The sequence below is a fragment of the Rhodoferax ferrireducens genome (assembly GCF_031458075.1).
GTDB classification, from domain to species: domain Bacteria; phylum Pseudomonadota; class Gammaproteobacteria; order Burkholderiales; family Burkholderiaceae_C; genus Rhodoferax_B; species Rhodoferax_B ferrireducens_A.
This window is the reverse complement of sequence record NZ_JAVDXT010000001.1, coordinates 1,110,948-1,124,127: the sequence shown is the minus strand read 5'-3', so window position 1 is coordinate 1,124,127 and position 13,180 is coordinate 1,110,948. Positions and strand designations below refer to the sequence as shown.

Below are 13,180 nucleotides of genomic sequence, written 5' to 3'. Positions count from 1 at the left end.
CGGAGCCCCCACGCGATGACTACGGCTGACAACATCCTGTCTGCGCCAACCCTGTCACCACGGCAGCGCAGTCCATCGGCGGCGGTTAGCGCAACCGCCTACGCACCCTGGTGGACCGGCCTGGCAGCCGGCCTGGCCTGGGGTGTGCTCGCGGTGCTAACCGGTACCTGGCCCAACAAGCCACTGGGCTTCAGCGAGTGGGCTTACACCACCGAATTCGCCTGGTTCGCCGGGCTGGTCGCGGTAGCGCTGCTGACGCTGAGCCTGGCGCCGGGGCGGATCGCAGCGGTCCCGGCCAAGCTGCGTGCGGCCGGCCCCTGGCTGATCGCCGTAGCCCTGGGCCTGGCGGTATGGGAGGTATTTACCGCCAAGCTCGGCACCCTGCCACCACCGTTCTTTGCGCCGCCCCAGAGCCTGGCCGAGGTCTACATAACCGACTGGCGGCGACTGCTGGAAAGCGGCGCCCATTCGCTGCAGCTGCTGGGCCTGGGCATAGGCATTGGCGCCTCGGTCGGCTTCCTGGTCGGCGTGCTGATGGGCTGGTCGCGGCGCGCCAGCTACTGGGTGCACCCGGTGCTGCGCGTGCTCGGGCCGCTGCCCACCACGGCGCTGTTGCCGATCTCGTTCTATTTCTTCCCGTCCAGCTGGTCTACGGCAATTTTCCTGATCGCTGTCGGCACCGCGTTTCCGGTCGCCATCCTCACCGCATCGGGTGTGGCCAGTGTCAACAAGAACTACTACGACGTGGCCCGCACCATGGGCGCATCGCCCTGGTTCCTGGTGCTGCGGGTGGCGATTCCCGCCGCCCTGCCCCAGGTGTTCGTCGGCCTGTTCATGGGCCTGGGCCATGCGTTTGCCACGCTGGTAGTCGCCGAAATGCTGGGCGTCAAAGCCGGCCTGGGCTGGTACCTGACCTGGGCCCAGGGCTGGGCCGCCTACCCGAACATGTACGCCGCGCTGCTGGTGATGGCGCTGCTGTTTTCGGGCCTGATCAGCCTGCTGTTTCTGGTACGCGACCGGGTGCTGTCCTGGCAAAAAGGAATCGTGAAATGGTGAGTCCCGTACAGACCCAGGCGAACGCTGGCGCACACATTGCGGTGCGCAACGTCAGCCACTGGTTCGAGCAAGCCCAGGGCCCGCTGCAAGTCATTGCCGACCTGGATCTGGAGATCCAGCCTGGCGAATTCGTGGCCCTGCTCGGCCCCAGCGGCTGCGGCAAGTCCACGCTGCTGCGCCTGGTCGCCGGGCTGGAACCTGCCACCACGGGCAGCCTGCAGCACGACAGCCAAGCCATCACCCAACCCGACCCGTCGCGCATCGTGGTGTTCCAGGACCCGACGCTGTTCCCCTGGCGCACGGTGTGGAACAACGTGGCCCTGGGCCTGCAGGCGCGCGGCCTGCTGAAGACCCAACGGCACCGGGTCGATGAAGCGCTGGCGCTGGTCGGCCTGCAAAGCTTTGCCCAGGCGCTACCGCACCAGCTGTCGGGCGGTATGGCGCAGCGCGTGGCTTTGGCACGCGCGCTGGTCAACGACCCCAGCCTGCTGGTACTGGACGAACCGCTGGGCAAGCTGGACTCGCTGACCCGGCTGGCCATGCAGACCGAGCTGGTCGACCTATGGCAGCGCAAGGGCTTCTCGGTGCTGCTGGTCACGCACGATGTGGAAGAAGCCTTGTTCATGGCGCAGCGCGTGGTGGTGCTGTCCGACCGGCCGGCGCGCATCAAGCAGGTGCTGGTCAACGACCTTCCCTACCCGCGCCACCGCGGCCACCCACGGCTGGCCGAACTGCGGCACCAGGCGCTGTCGCTGCTAGGCCTGGCGGCCAGCTGGTAGCTGTTCCGCACGCATGGCCTGGAGCTTGCCTGCCGAAGGCCTGAGCCTGCTGCTGTCGGCGCTGCAACAAGCCCAGCTGGGCCTGCGTGCAGTTCTGCATATCCTGGGCTTGGCGCCCGACATCCATGGCCAGCCCGCCTGGCCGTTTGCCTACCGCATTGCCGGTGAGATGCTGGCCCTGGATGCCGGTCACGCCCGCCGTGTGGCTATCTGCATTGCCTGCCTGCTGCTGGCCGGGCTGAGCCTGCTGGTCTCGCTGGCGTGGCGCCGCGGCAGGCCGGGGTTGTGGGTGTTGGCGGCGGCGGCATTGCTGCTGGCACCCTGGCCCGAGCCGCATCTCTTGCTGGCCCCCGCCGTCCCCACCAGCCTGCATGCATCGCCCACTGGCTTCACAGCGCAAGGCATTGTGCGCGGACAGGCGGTGTACCAGCAGCAGTGCGTGCGCTGCCACGGTGCCGATGGCCGGGGCGAAGGCGTGGACGCGGCCAAGCTGCCCATGTGGCCACCCACCTTGACTGGCTCCCTGCTGTGGAAGCGGCTGGACGGCGAACTGTTCTGGCGGGTACGCCACGGCATGCGCGCGCGCGACGGTAGCAGCACCATGCCCGGCTTTGGCCCACCCCTCAGCGATGTCCAGGTGTGGGAAGTGCTTAACTATCTGCAAGCGAATGCGGCGGGCCAGATGTTGAAGGAATCTGGTGGCTGGAGCTACCCGGTGCGCATGCCAGACGCTGCCGTACTGTGCCGCCACCAGGCGCCACGCACACTGCACAGCCTGGGTGGCCAACGGCTGCGCCTGCTGACCGATACCGCCCCGCTGCAAGAAGATCCCCGGCTGGTCAGCGTGTACACCGCAGTCAACGCAACCGATCCCGAATGCCAGGCCAGCGCGCCCGAGTTGCCAGATCTGCGCAGGGCTTTGTCCCTGGTACTGGGCGTACAGCCCGCGCAACTGGCCGGCCACCAATTGCTGGTAGACCGCGACGGCTGGCTGCGCGCCCGGGGCCAGCCCGGGCAAGCCGGCTGGTCGGCCAGCGACCTGGTGTGCCGCTCTACGGCCACACCCCTCACACTGGCTTCCACCACACCGGCAGGCGATGGACTGGACGGCCTGATCCGCCGCATGGACGATGAGCCCGTGCGCTTGCTGCGCGGTGGTTTTCCGCATTAGTAGTTCCAGCTCATTCAGAAACCGCATGTAGACAGGCTTTTTTCTTCGTTGTCGCGCCCGGCTATCGCTTCTATCGTCGGCAGCATGCACCCATTTCTTTCCGCATCACCCCAAATTTCCGGGGCCCAGCCATGAATGCCTCGTTGACCCCGGGCCAGATTGCCCGCACCCTGGCCGCAGAGTTCGCCACCCGCGCCGCCGAGCATGACCGCGATGCCAGCTTCCCTTTCGAAAACTTCAGCCAGCTGCAGCAGGCAGGCCTGCTGGCACTGGCCGCACCGCGCAAGCTTGGCGGCCAAGGCGCCACATTGGCGCAGCTCGGCGAAGTCATAGGCGCAGTGGCGCATGGCGATCCGGCCACCGCCCTGGTGCTGGTGATGCAGTACATGCAGCACCGCAGCATGGGCTATGCCGACAACAAGAGCCGCAGCTGGCCGCAGCACCTGGCCGAGCGCCTGGTGCGCGAATCGGTGCATTCCGTATCGCTGGTGAATGCGCTGCGGGTCGAACCCGAACTGGGCTCACCCGCGCGCGGCGGCCTGCCCGGCACCACCGCCCGCCTGACGCCCGAGGGCTGGCGCTTGTCGGGCCACAAGGTGTACTCCACCGGTGCGCCCATCCTGCGCTGGTACGCGGTATGGACGCGCACCGACGAAACCCCGCCCCGGGTCGGCACGATCCTGGTACCAGCCGGTTTGCCCGGTATCCGCACCATCGAGACCTGGGACCACCTGGGCCTGCGCGCCAGCGGCAGCCATGACATCGTGTTCGACGACGTGCTGGTTCCGCTGGGCAACGTCATCGACCTGCGCCTACCGCAAGAATGGGGCCCAGGCGACCCCAACCTGCAAGCCGATATGGCTGTGCTGCTAGGCGCGCTGTACAGCGGCATCGCCCGCGCCGCGCGCGACTGGGTGGTCGAATTCTTGCGCCAACGCAAACCGGCGAACCTGGGCGCGGCCCTGGCCACTCTGCCGCGGGCCCAGGAGGTCGTCGGCAGTATCCAGGGCCTGCTGCTCACGAATGAACGCCTGCTGGCCAGCCTGGCCCGCGACGTGGACAACAGCACGCCGGTGTCCGCCACCGACAGCGGCCTGATCAAGTCGCTGGTCACCAACAACGCCGTGCAAGCGGTAGAGGCTGCGCTGTCGCTGAGCAGCAACCACGGCCTGTCGCGCAAGAACCCGCTGGAACGCCATCTGCGCGACGTGCTCTGCGGGCGCATCCATACGCCGCAAGACGACAGCGCCCGCATCGCCGCCGGCAAGCAGATCCTGATTTCTTAACCACCCATTCCACGCCATGCAAAGACGTACCTTCCAACAATTCCTGTCCGCTGTGGCCTTTCTGTCCCCCGCGCTCGGCCACACCCAAACCCGCGCCGTGGTGCGCGCGGGTGACCAAAAGGGCGGCCTGCGTGCCCTGCTGGAAGCCGCGGGCGAACTCAAGGGCCTGCCCTACGACATCCAGTGGACCGAATTTCCCGCCGCCGCCCCGCTGGCCGAGGCATTGAATGCCGACGCGGTGGACTTCGGGCCGATCGGCGATGCGCCCTTGCTGTTTTCGCTGGCCGCGGGCAGCCGGGTCAAGGCCTTTGCGGTCAACCGCTCCGACCCCTATGGCACAGCCATCCTGGTCGCACCCAACTCGCCGCTGAAAGACGCCAGCAGCCTGAAGGGCAAAAGCGTGGCCACCAACCGCGGCTCCATCGGCCACTTCGTGACCCTGAAGGCGCTGGCCTCGGTAGGCCTGAAGGCCGAAGACATCAGCCTGCGTTTTCTGGCCCCGCCGGATGCCAAGCTGGCGCTAACCCAGGGCTCGGTCGATGCCTGGGCTACCTGGGAGCCGTATACCGCGCTGGCCGAAACAGGAGGACATGCGCGGGTGTTGGTGAACGGCCGCAACCTCTGGAGCGGCCTGAGCTTCCTGGCGGCCACCGACAACGCCCTGCGCGACAAGCGTAACCAGCTGCAAGACCTGCAGCAGCGCATCGTGCGCGCCCAAGCCTGGGCGACCCAGCATCCGGCGGAATTCAGCGCCACACTGGCCCGCATCATCGGCATCCCCGCCGAAGCAGCGCGCCTGCAGTTCGAACGCCGCCAGACCCGCTGGCAATCGATAGACACCCAGGTCGTGGCCGACCAGCAGCGCACTGCCGACTTCTATCTGGATGCCGGGCTGATCAAGCAAAAGCTGGATGTGCGCGCCACCTTCGATACCGGCCTGCCGCTCGCGGCCTGAATGCTATGGAATAAAGAGCTGCTCGTGCTGGTGGGATAAGCACCAGCTGCCAATTTCTTGCACAAATTCAGCGCTTGCCCAGCAACAACGCGATGTCACTGTCAGGCTTTCGGCCCTAGCGGTGGTTGATTCACCCAGTCAGCGGGTTGATCCGCAAGCGCTTGCTGCGGCGAATTGACGAGGCGGCCCTGCGGACGACCAACTAAAGGCGCTGACAACGGGCCAGGCACCCCACCAGCGAAAAACCCTATCAGCGCACAATTCGGTACACCCAGAAGCATTCATCCTCGTCGATCGCCCTGCGCAGTTCGGTCGGGGTCAGTCCGGTGATGCGCCGGGTTTCGCGGCACAGATGGGCCTGGTCGGCAAAGCCCGCGTCGGCGGCGGCATCGGCCCAGTTGAAGCTGGCCGAATTCTGCGCCTGGCGCACCTGAAAGTAGGCGGCCTCCAGGTGACTGAAGCGCCGCAAATCGCGCAGCGGCAACCCGGCCCAGGCCTTGATGCGGCGCTCGATCTGCCGCAGGCTCTGGCCCATGCCGGAGGTGGCGGCACGCAGCGCCAGGCCCTCGGCCCACAGTCGATAGCGGTCGGCCCGGGGCATGGCCGCACTGCGCACGGCGGCCCAGCGCGGCTCCAGAAAGGCCTCGATCAGCTGAATGCGCACGGCATCGTCCGGGGCATCCATCACCGTCTGCGCCATGGCTTGCCAGGTCGCATCGAAGACCTGGCGCAAAGGGACCTGCCTGTCCACAAACTGGCTCATGTCCACCCCCGTCATCGCCTGCACCGCATCGGGTGTTAGCACTAGCATGAAGCCTTGGACCGGCCCGGGGTTGAAGCTCACAATGGGAGCGGTGTGCGGGCCGTTGAAAAACTGGGTCGGCACGGCTTCATGGATCCGCTCGTCGCCGCGCTGCACCACAATGGACGCACCCAGGATGATCCACTGGATCGCGCACATGGGTGCCGCCGGAAAGTAGTTGTAGCGCTGGGCCGGTGCCAGATCCGCCCCCAGCGTGCTGTGCGACAGGTAGGCCCGCACGCAGGCGGCCAGCGACAAGCGGGGCGCGTAGAGGGCGCTGTGGGTGGCGGCTGTGGGGGTGGCCGTGTCGGCCATGGCGGGCTGGGCAAGGGCATCAAGCATGCGGGCAGTTTAGCGAAGCCGCCATGTCGCAAGCGTTCAATACATCGGCGGCCCGAGCGCGCACAGTAGCGCCCATGTCCACCGAAACCGCTACCCGTCCACCCGGCCCCCGTTCGTTCTTCTTTGGCCTGCCGCTGCTCGGCGAGATGAAACGCGACACGCTGGGAATTCTTTGCTGTTCAACTCGCTTGAAAACTTCCTGGCAGCTTTCATGCACCACGCGCCAGCGATGCAGGGCGATATGCTCAACTACACCGACGTGGAGCCGGTGATACAGGTGAGTGAAGTGCTCATTGCTTGTTAGACCTCAGAAACGAACCATTGATTGCATACATGTCGACCGAACACTATCACGCAACATCTGTGTCGATTCCTCCGCAGTCGGCCATTGCTAAAGCCTACGCGTTTATGAATCTCGCCGACGCTTACTCGATCGAGCTTCCCGCCGGAGCGTCGACCAATCCCGAATTGTTGGCAAGGTTCATCTTCGCTCACCAAGCGCCCTGGATTGGCAGCCTCATGACGGTTCGAGACGCGCTCGTAGCCGGGTTCGGCCTCAAGACGGCTAAGCGTCTCGCATCACTGGAGGCGGAGAGCGGAGCGGGCCGACTCAGTATCTTTAAGATCTACAGTACAAGTCCAACCGAAATTGTTCTTGGAGAAGACGACAAGCACTTGAACTTCAGGCTCTCTGTTCTGTGTTCCGGTCAGTTGTCGCCGGGAGCCAAACGTCACTTGATTCTGTCGACCGTTGTCCATTGCAACAATCGCTTAGGTCGTCTCTACATTTCTCTCATTGCCCCGTTCCATCGCTTAGTCGTTCAGTCCAGCCTTCGTAGTGCGGCACGGGTCGGCTGGCCGTCGGCGACGGAGACGTAAGCCAGAGTCCAGATCATCATGCGCGGCCAACTGAGGTCTAAGCCAAACGATAGCTTGGTGTGCGTACACCCAACGGAGCGACAAATGAAGTATGAGATTTCGATCATCGTCTTCGACGATTTCACCGATATCGATTTCTTTTTGATGCGAGATATTCTGGGGCGAACCAGCACGGATTGGGACGTCAAAGTTCTGGGCACCAAAAGCATCCATACCTCCACATTGGGCCAGACGGTCAAAACGGATGGCCATGTATCGGAGGCCAACGCCGCAGATGTTGTTCTGTTCGTCAGCGGCTATCGAGGTGTACCGGCCGCATTGGCGGACGAGGCGTTCATGGCATCCTTCCATCTGAACCCGCAAAAGCAACTCATTGGCTCCGTCTGTGCCGGTTCGATCATCTTGTTTCGATTGGGTTTGCTGGACGGCATCAAGGCAACCACGCATCCAGATGCCAAGCCAGGGCTGGTGTCCATGGGTGTGGATGTTCAGGACAAGGCACTGGTAGTGGAAGGCAATATCGCCACAGCCGGTGGCTGTTTATCTGCGCTGTATCTGACCGGGTGGCTGGCTGAACGCCTATATGGAGAGGACAAGCGGCGAGAGATCCATAGACAACTCATTCCCGCAGGGCAGGCGCATATTTTTGAGGAACTCATCAAGTCGTCCATTGCGGTTGCGAAAGTTTGACACGGGGTTTTCGATCGCGGCCTGAACGCTATGAAATAAAGAGCTGCCTGTGCTGAGGTAGACGCTAGTGGTGAACATGTCGTAGGCGGGCGAGAGATGCACATCGGCTCACGACGCAGCTCGTCCAGGTTGCCAGACTGGCCTTGCGCTATAACGTCCAGCACGGCCAATACGGCAGCAGCTTACGCGAGCCAAACTCGGCGGCCCTGCCGCGCTCGAAGCGGGACAACGACTCAGCCGTTACCCCCACCTGCACGGCCACGTCGGCCTGTTTCAGACCCAGCAGCTTGCGCCGTGCAAACAGATTGCCCTCAGAACCCGGCCAGCACCGCGCCCTTGAACTCGGTCTGGATGTACTTGCGTATTTCGTCCGAGTGGTAGGCCGTCACCAGCTTGGCGACCCAGGGCTTGTCCTTGTCCTGGTCGCGCACGGCAAGCAGGTTCACGTAAGGGCTCTTGGCGTTCTCCTGGGCGATGGCATCCTTGGGGTTCAGGCCGGCCGACAGCGCGTAGTTGGTGTTGACGGCCGAAGCGTCCAGGTCGTCCAGCGTGCGTGGCAGCTGGGCTGCATCCACTTCAACGAACTTGATCTTCTTCGGGTTGTCGATCACGTCCAGCGGCGTGGCTTTCAGGCCCGCATCGGGCTTGAGCTTGATCAAGCCCTTGTCCTGGAACACCAGCAGCACGCGGCCGCCATTGGTGGGATCGTTGGGGATGCCGACGCGCGCACCCTCCTTCAGCTCGGCCAGGCTCTTCACCTTCTTGGAGTAAATGCCGATGGGGAAGTTGACGGTATAGCCCACGGAGACGATCTTGTAGCTGCGGTCCTTGACCTGCTGGTCCAAGTAGGGCTTGTGCTGGTAGCTGTTGGCGTCCAGGTCGCCGGCGGCCAGTGCGGCATTCGGCTGGATGTAGTCGCTGAACTCGACGATCTGGATCTTCAGCCCGTCCTTTTCAGCGATCTTCTTCACCTGCTCGAAGATCTGGGCATGCGGGCCGGCGGTGACGCCGATCTTCAGCGGTTTGTCCTGCGCCAGCAGGCTGCCCGACAGCGAGGCCAGCAGCGCCAGCGACAGAGCGGATTGGATCAAATGGCGTTTGTTCATAGCAAGGTCTTTCAAGTAAAAAAAGGAACGGTTCAGCCCCAACGCACAAGTTGAACGCACACCTCCAGGGATACCGTGGAACCGGCTCTGCCGGGCCACTGGTATCGCCCCCTGCAAGGGGGTTGGCGGAAAGTGCGCAGCACTGAAGCCTGGGGGTGAGTCACAACCTATGACTTAGGCGACGTACGAACCAGTCGCCGAGGCTTTGCAGTGCCTGTACAAAGACGATCAACACCAGCACCACGGCCAGCATGACCTCGGGCAGAAAGCGCTGGTAGCCGTAGCGGATACCCAGATCGCCCAGGCCGCCGCCACCGATGGCGCCGGCCATGGCCGAGTAGCCGGTCAGGCTGACCAAGGTGATGGTCAGGCCGGCGACGATGCCGGGCAGGGCCTCGGGCAGCAGCACCTTGAAGACGATCTGCCGGGTGCTGGCGCCCATGGCCTGCGCCGCCTCGACCAGGCCGTGGTCGACCTCGCGCAGCGCGGTTTCCACCAGCCGGGCAATGAAGGGTGCAGCAGCAATCGTCAGCGGCACTACCGCCGCCATCGTGCCGATGGACGAACCCGTCAGCAAGCGCGTCAGCGGAATGATGGCCACCAGCAGGATGATGAAAGGCGTGGAGCGCACGGCGTTGACGATGCCGCCAACGCTGCGGTTCAGCGCCGGGTTGTGCAGCACACCGCCGTGGTCGGTCAAGCGCAGGAACACGCCCAGCGGCACGCCGATCAGCGCACCCACTGCGCCAGAGATGCCGACCATCACCAGCGTCTCCCAGAACGAGGATGCAAACAGCTCAATCAGTTGGGGAGTAAAAGTATCAAACATGGGCGACCTCCTGTACCAACACGCCGGCGCCGCGCAGATGCGCCACGGCCCCCGCCAGTTGCTCGCGGGCGCCGCGCACATGCACGGCCAACGCGCCAAACGGTCGGCCCTGGATCTCGTCGACCTGGCCGTGCAGGATGTTCAGGTCCAGCCCGAAGCGGCGGATCACGTCCGACAGCAACGGCCGGTCCGAGTCATCACCCGCAAACGCCAGCCGCAACAGCTGGCCTTGCTGGGCCGGCTCGGTGGCCATCAGCTTGCGGATGCGTACCAGCACGCTCTCGGGCAGGTCCTGCGGCACGATCTCGGCGATCAGGCTGCGGGTGGTGGCGTGTTGCGGGCGGGTGAACACGTCGATCACCGCGCCCTGCTCCACGATGCGGCCGGCGTCTATCACCGCTACCCGGTCGGCCACCTGCTTGATCACCTGCATCTGGTGGGTGATCAGCACAATGGTCAAACCGAAGTCGCGGTTGATCTGGCGCAGCAGGCCAAGAATAGAACGGGTGGTTTCCGGGTCGAGCGCCGAAGTGGCTTCGTCGGACAGCAAGACCTTGGGGTTGCTGGCCAGCGCGCGGGCAATGCCTACGCGCTGCTTCTGCCCGCCGCTGATCTGCGCCGGGTAGCGGTCGCGCAGCGCCGACAGGCCGACCAGGTCCAGCAGGTCGTCGACCCGCGCCTTGATCAGCGCCGGGCGGGTACCGGCCAGCTCCAGCGGCAGCGCCACATTGTCAAAAATCGTCCGTGAGGACAGCAGGTTGAAGTGCTGGAACACCATGCCGATCTGGTGCCGGGCGGCACGCAGATCGGGGGCGTTCAGCGCCGTCAGGTCGCGCCCATCGACGCGGACCTGGCCTTGCGAGGGCCGGTTCAACAGGTTGATCACGCGCACCAGCGAGCTTTTGCCCGCGCCGCTGCGCCCGATCACCCCGAAAATTTCACCCGCCTGTATCTGCAGGTCGATGCCCTGCAATGCTTGCACCGGGCCTTGTGGGCCGGGGTAAGTCTGGTGGATGTTGTGCAACTCAATCATGTCGTGGCGATGCCGGTCCTCACAGCTTGGCGATGGAGACTTCGGTGGACTTGACCAGCGCGACCACTTCGCTGCCGACCTTCAGCTCCAGGTCGACCACCGAGCGGGTGGTGATGACCGAGGTGACGATGCCCCAGGGGGTTTCGACATCGATTTCCGACACGACATCGCCGCGGATGATTTCTTTGATCTTGCCGCGGAACTGGTTGCGCACATTGATGGCTTGGATGGACATGGGGATACTCCTTGGGGTTAAAAAATCAGACGATTTGGGCGACTTCGTCAAACGCTAAACGGGGTCCGCGCGGGTGCGTGGCCTGGTGGTCGGCCACGCCCAGGTTGACCAGGAAATTGGCTTTCCAGCGGCCATCGGCAAAGAAGGCCTGGTTCACCGCCGCCGCGTCAAAGCCCGACTGCGCACCGACATCCAGGCCCAGCGCGCGCGCCGCCAGGATCAGGTAGGCGCCTTGCAGGCTGGCATTGCGGAAGGCCGTGGCCTCGGCGGCCTGGGCATTGCTTTCAAACAGCGGCTTGGCGTTGTAGGCCGGGAACTGGCTGGGCAGGTGTTCGTAGAACTGGCTGTCCTGCGCCACGATCACCGTGACGCCGGCCGCCTCGGTCTGCGCACGGTTGCCGGCCGATACCGCGGGCAGCAGCCGGGCCTTGGCCTCGGCGCTGCGCACGAACACATAGCGCGCGGGCTGGGCGTTGAAGGCGGTGGGCCCCCACTTCAGCAGCTCGTACAGCTGGCGGACGGTGTCGTCGCTCACCGGCACGGGCTGGAACGCGTGGACCGTGCGGGCTTTGCGGAACAGCTGGTCCAGCGAGAGATCGGGCAAAACATGGAGTTGCGTCATGGCTTGGGTCCTGTAGAAATACTTTATTGCTATCAAATAGAGAGCTGCCAGCGCATACATAAACTGCTCCAGCGGCCTTTTTTCTATAAATCTGTGGCTTACACCGCGGCCAGTGCCTGGTCCAGGTCGGCCAGCAGGTCGTCGATGTGTTCGATACCGACCGACAGGCGCACCGTCTCCTCCGACACGCCAGCCCGGGCCAGCTCGGCCGGGTTGAGCTGGCGGTGGGTGGTGGACGCCGGATGCGTGGCCAGTGAGCGCACATCGCCGATATTCACCAGGCGGGTGAACAGCTGCAAGGCATCCAGGAAACGGGCGCCGGCCTCGCGTCCGCCGGTGACGCCGAAAGTCAGAATGCCGGAGGCCTTGCCGCGCAAATACTTCTTGGCCAGCGGGTAGTCGGGGTGGTCTTCCAGGCCGGCGTAGTTGACCCACTGCACCTTGGCCGCGCCGCGCAGGTGCTGGGCAATTGCCAGGGTGTTGCTGTTGATGCGGTCCATGCGCAGGGCCAGGGTTTCTATGCCCTGCAAAATCAAAAACGCGTTGAACGGCGAGATCGCCGCGCCGGTATTGCGCAGCGGCACCACGCGCGCCCGGCCGATGTAGGCGGCGGCGCCCAGGGCCTCGGTGTAGACCACGCCGTGGTAGCTGGGGTCGGGCTCGTTGAGTCGCTTGAAACGCGCCTTGTGCTCGGCCCAGGGGAACTTGCCGGAATCGACGATGGCCCCGCCAATGCTGGTGCCGTGGCCGCCCAGGTATTTGGTCAGCGAATGCACCACGATGTCGGCGCCGTGCTCGATGGGCCGGCTCAGGTAGGGGCTGGGCACGGTGTTGTCCACGATCAGTGGCACGCCGTGGCGGTGCGCAATCTCGGCAATCGCGGCGATGTCGGTCACATTACCGGCCGGGTTGCCCAGCGACTCGACGAAGACCGCCTTGGTCTTGTCGTCGAACAGGCCTTCGAAGCTGGCTGGGTCGCGGTGGTCGGCAAAGCGGGTGGTGATGCCGAACTGCGGCAGCGTGTGGGCGAACAGGTTGTAGGTGCCGCCGTACAGCGCGGTGCTGCTGATGATGTTGTCGCCGGCCTCGGCAATCGTCTGGATCGCATAGGTCACGGCCGCCTGGCCGGAGGCCAGGGCCAGCGCGGCAATGCCGCCCTCCAACGCGGCCACGCGCTGCTCCAGGATGTCCTGCGTCGGATTCATGATCCGCGTGTAGATGTTGCCCGGCACCTTCAGGTCGAACAGGTCGGCGCCGTGCTGGGCGCTGTCGAACGCATAGGCCACAGTCTGGTAGATCGGCGGCGCTACCGCGCGCGTTGTCGGGTCCGGCGAATAGCCGGCGTGGACGGACAGGGTTTCAAACTTCCAGTTGCTGGTGTCTCTTGCCATGGTG

16 protein-coding genes are annotated in these 13,180 nt (G+C 64.6%); 8 read left to right on the top strand and 8 right to left on the bottom strand.

Annotated features, from left to right (window positions below):
• Window positions 1-15 precede the first annotated feature (15 nt).
• From J2X19_RS05310 to J2X19_RS05290, 5 genes are all read left to right on the top strand, one after another.
• A complete protein-coding gene (locus J2X19_RS05310) occupies window positions 16-1,056 on the top strand; it encodes an ABC transporter permease (protein ID WP_310371283.1) in 1,041 nt (346 codons plus the stop codon).
• A complete protein-coding gene (locus J2X19_RS05305) occupies window positions 1,050-1,835 on the top strand; it encodes an ABC transporter ATP-binding protein (protein WP_310371282.1) in 786 nt (261 codons plus the stop codon). The genes J2X19_RS05310 and J2X19_RS05305 overlap by 7 nt, the downstream gene beginning before the upstream one ends.
• A 13-nt stretch (window positions 1,836-1,848) precedes the next feature.
• A complete protein-coding gene (locus tag J2X19_RS05300; RefSeq protein WP_310371281.1) occupies window positions 1,849-3,006 on the top strand; it encodes a c-type cytochrome in 1,158 nt (385 codons plus the stop codon).
• A 131-nt stretch (window positions 3,007-3,137) separates the two neighbouring features.
• On the top strand, window positions 3,138-4,292 hold the full coding sequence (locus tag J2X19_RS05295) for an acyl-CoA dehydrogenase family protein (RefSeq protein ID WP_310371280.1): 1,155 nt from the start codon (window positions 3,138-3,140) through the stop codon (window positions 4,290-4,292).
• A gap of 16 nt (window positions 4,293-4,308) precedes the next feature.
• Window positions 4,309-5,247 carry an ABC transporter substrate-binding protein gene (locus J2X19_RS05290; protein WP_310371278.1) on the top strand — a complete coding sequence of 313 codons (939 nt, stop codon included), beginning with the start codon at window positions 4,309-4,311 and terminating at the stop codon, window positions 5,245-5,247.
• 250 nt (window positions 5,248-5,497) lie between these two features.
• Here J2X19_RS05290 and J2X19_RS05285 read toward each other — a convergent pair whose 3' ends face one another.
• Window positions 5,498-6,391 carry a helix-turn-helix domain-containing protein gene (locus J2X19_RS05285; protein WP_310371276.1) on the bottom strand — a complete coding sequence of 298 codons (894 nt, stop codon included), beginning with the start codon at window positions 6,389-6,391 and terminating at the stop codon, window positions 5,498-5,500.
• Window positions 6,392-6,563: 172 nt separating this feature from the next.
• On the opposite strand from J2X19_RS05285, the gene J2X19_RS05280 reads away from it, so the two are divergent.
• From J2X19_RS05280 to J2X19_RS05270, 3 genes are all read left to right on the top strand, one after another.
• Window positions 6,564-6,695 (top strand): EthD domain-containing protein, encoded by a 132-nt coding sequence (locus J2X19_RS05280; RefSeq protein ID WP_310371274.1) that lies wholly within the window; start codon window positions 6,564-6,566, stop codon window positions 6,693-6,695.
• A gap of 29 nt (window positions 6,696-6,724) precedes the next feature.
• A complete protein-coding gene (locus J2X19_RS05275) occupies window positions 6,725-7,270 on the top strand; it encodes a DUF2867 domain-containing protein (protein WP_310371271.1) in 546 nt (181 codons plus the stop codon).
• 84 nt (window positions 7,271-7,354) lie between these two features.
• On the top strand, window positions 7,355-7,960 hold the full coding sequence (locus J2X19_RS05270) for a DJ-1/PfpI family protein (protein WP_310371270.1): 606 nt from the start codon (window positions 7,355-7,357) through the stop codon (window positions 7,958-7,960).
• Between the two features lie 148 nt (window positions 7,961-8,108).
• Here the strand turns inward: J2X19_RS05270 and J2X19_RS25905 are convergent, their stop codons facing one another.
• From J2X19_RS25905 to J2X19_RS05240, 7 genes are all read right to left on the bottom strand, one after another.
• Window positions 8,109-8,246, bottom strand: a complete 138-nt coding sequence (locus J2X19_RS25905; protein WP_405048620.1) for a helix-turn-helix domain-containing protein — start codon at window positions 8,244-8,246, stop codon at window positions 8,109-8,111.
• 25 nt (window positions 8,247-8,271) lie between these two features.
• Window positions 8,272-9,066, bottom strand: a complete 795-nt coding sequence (locus tag J2X19_RS05265; protein WP_310371268.1) for a MetQ/NlpA family ABC transporter substrate-binding protein — start codon at window positions 9,064-9,066, stop codon at window positions 8,272-8,274.
• 160 nt (window positions 9,067-9,226) lie between these two features.
• Window positions 9,227-9,895, bottom strand: a complete 669-nt coding sequence (locus J2X19_RS05260; RefSeq protein WP_310371266.1) for a methionine ABC transporter permease — start codon at window positions 9,893-9,895, stop codon at window positions 9,227-9,229.
• The gene (locus J2X19_RS05255; protein ID WP_310371263.1) at window positions 9,888-10,928 is read right to left on the bottom strand and encodes a methionine ABC transporter ATP-binding protein; all 1,041 of its coding nucleotides are present in this window, start codon (window positions 10,926-10,928) and stop codon (window positions 9,888-9,890) included. The genes J2X19_RS05260 and J2X19_RS05255 overlap by 8 nt, the downstream gene beginning before the upstream one ends.
• A gap of 19 nt (window positions 10,929-10,947) precedes the next feature.
• Window positions 10,948-11,163 carry a TOBE domain-containing protein gene (locus J2X19_RS05250; RefSeq protein ID WP_092758745.1) on the bottom strand — a complete coding sequence of 72 codons (216 nt, stop codon included), beginning with the start codon at window positions 11,161-11,163 and terminating at the stop codon, window positions 10,948-10,950.
• Between the two features lie 25 nt (window positions 11,164-11,188).
• Entirely contained in the window at window positions 11,189-11,785 is a 597-nt protein-coding gene (locus J2X19_RS05245) for a malonic semialdehyde reductase (RefSeq protein WP_310371260.1), read from the bottom strand.
• A 98-nt stretch (window positions 11,786-11,883) separates the two neighbouring features.
• The gene (locus tag J2X19_RS05240) at window positions 11,884-13,176 is read right to left on the bottom strand and encodes an O-acetylhomoserine aminocarboxypropyltransferase/cysteine synthase family protein (protein WP_310371257.1); all 1,293 of its coding nucleotides are present in this window, start codon (window positions 13,174-13,176) and stop codon (window positions 11,884-11,886) included.
• Between the last annotated feature and the right edge of the window lie 4 nt (window positions 13,177-13,180).

Coding starts and splice junctions, on each gene's coding strand:
- J2X19_RS05310 (WP_310371283.1), top strand. CDS start 16: ATGACTACGGCTGACAACATCCTGTCTGCGCCAACCCTGTCACCACGG.
- J2X19_RS05305 (WP_310371282.1), top strand. CDS start 1,050: ATGGTGAGTCCCGTACAGACCCAGGCGAACGCTGGCGCACACATTGCG.
- J2X19_RS05300 (WP_310371281.1), top strand. CDS start 1,849: ATGGCCTGGAGCTTGCCTGCCGAAGGCCTGAGCCTGCTGCTGTCGGCG.
- J2X19_RS05295 (WP_310371280.1), top strand. CDS start 3,138: ATGAATGCCTCGTTGACCCCGGGCCAGATTGCCCGCACCCTGGCCGCA.
- J2X19_RS05290 (WP_310371278.1), top strand. CDS start 4,309: ATGCAAAGACGTACCTTCCAACAATTCCTGTCCGCTGTGGCCTTTCTG.
- J2X19_RS05285 (WP_310371276.1), bottom strand. CDS start 6,391: ATGCTTGATGCCCTTGCCCAGCCCGCCATGGCCGACACGGCCACCCCC.
- J2X19_RS05275 (WP_310371271.1), top strand. CDS start 6,725: ATGTCGACCGAACACTATCACGCAACATCTGTGTCGATTCCTCCGCAG.
- J2X19_RS05270 (WP_310371270.1), top strand. CDS start 7,355: ATGAAGTATGAGATTTCGATCATCGTCTTCGACGATTTCACCGATATC.
- J2X19_RS05265 (WP_310371268.1), bottom strand. CDS start 9,066: ATGAACAAACGCCATTTGATCCAATCCGCTCTGTCGCTGGCGCTGCTG.
- J2X19_RS05260 (WP_310371266.1), bottom strand. CDS start 9,895: ATGTTTGATACTTTTACTCCCCAACTGATTGAGCTGTTTGCATCCTCG.
- J2X19_RS05255 (WP_310371263.1), bottom strand. CDS start 10,928: ATGATTGAGTTGCACAACATCCACCAGACTTACCCCGGCCCACAAGGC.
- J2X19_RS05250 (WP_092758745.1), bottom strand. CDS start 11,163: ATGTCCATCCAAGCCATCAATGTGCGCAACCAGTTCCGCGGCAAGATC.
- J2X19_RS05245 (WP_310371260.1), bottom strand. CDS start 11,785: ATGACGCAACTCCATGTTTTGCCCGATCTCTCGCTGGACCAGCTGTTC.
- J2X19_RS05240 (WP_310371257.1), bottom strand. CDS start 13,176: ATGGCAAGAGACACCAGCAACTGGAAGTTTGAAACCCTGTCCGTCCAC.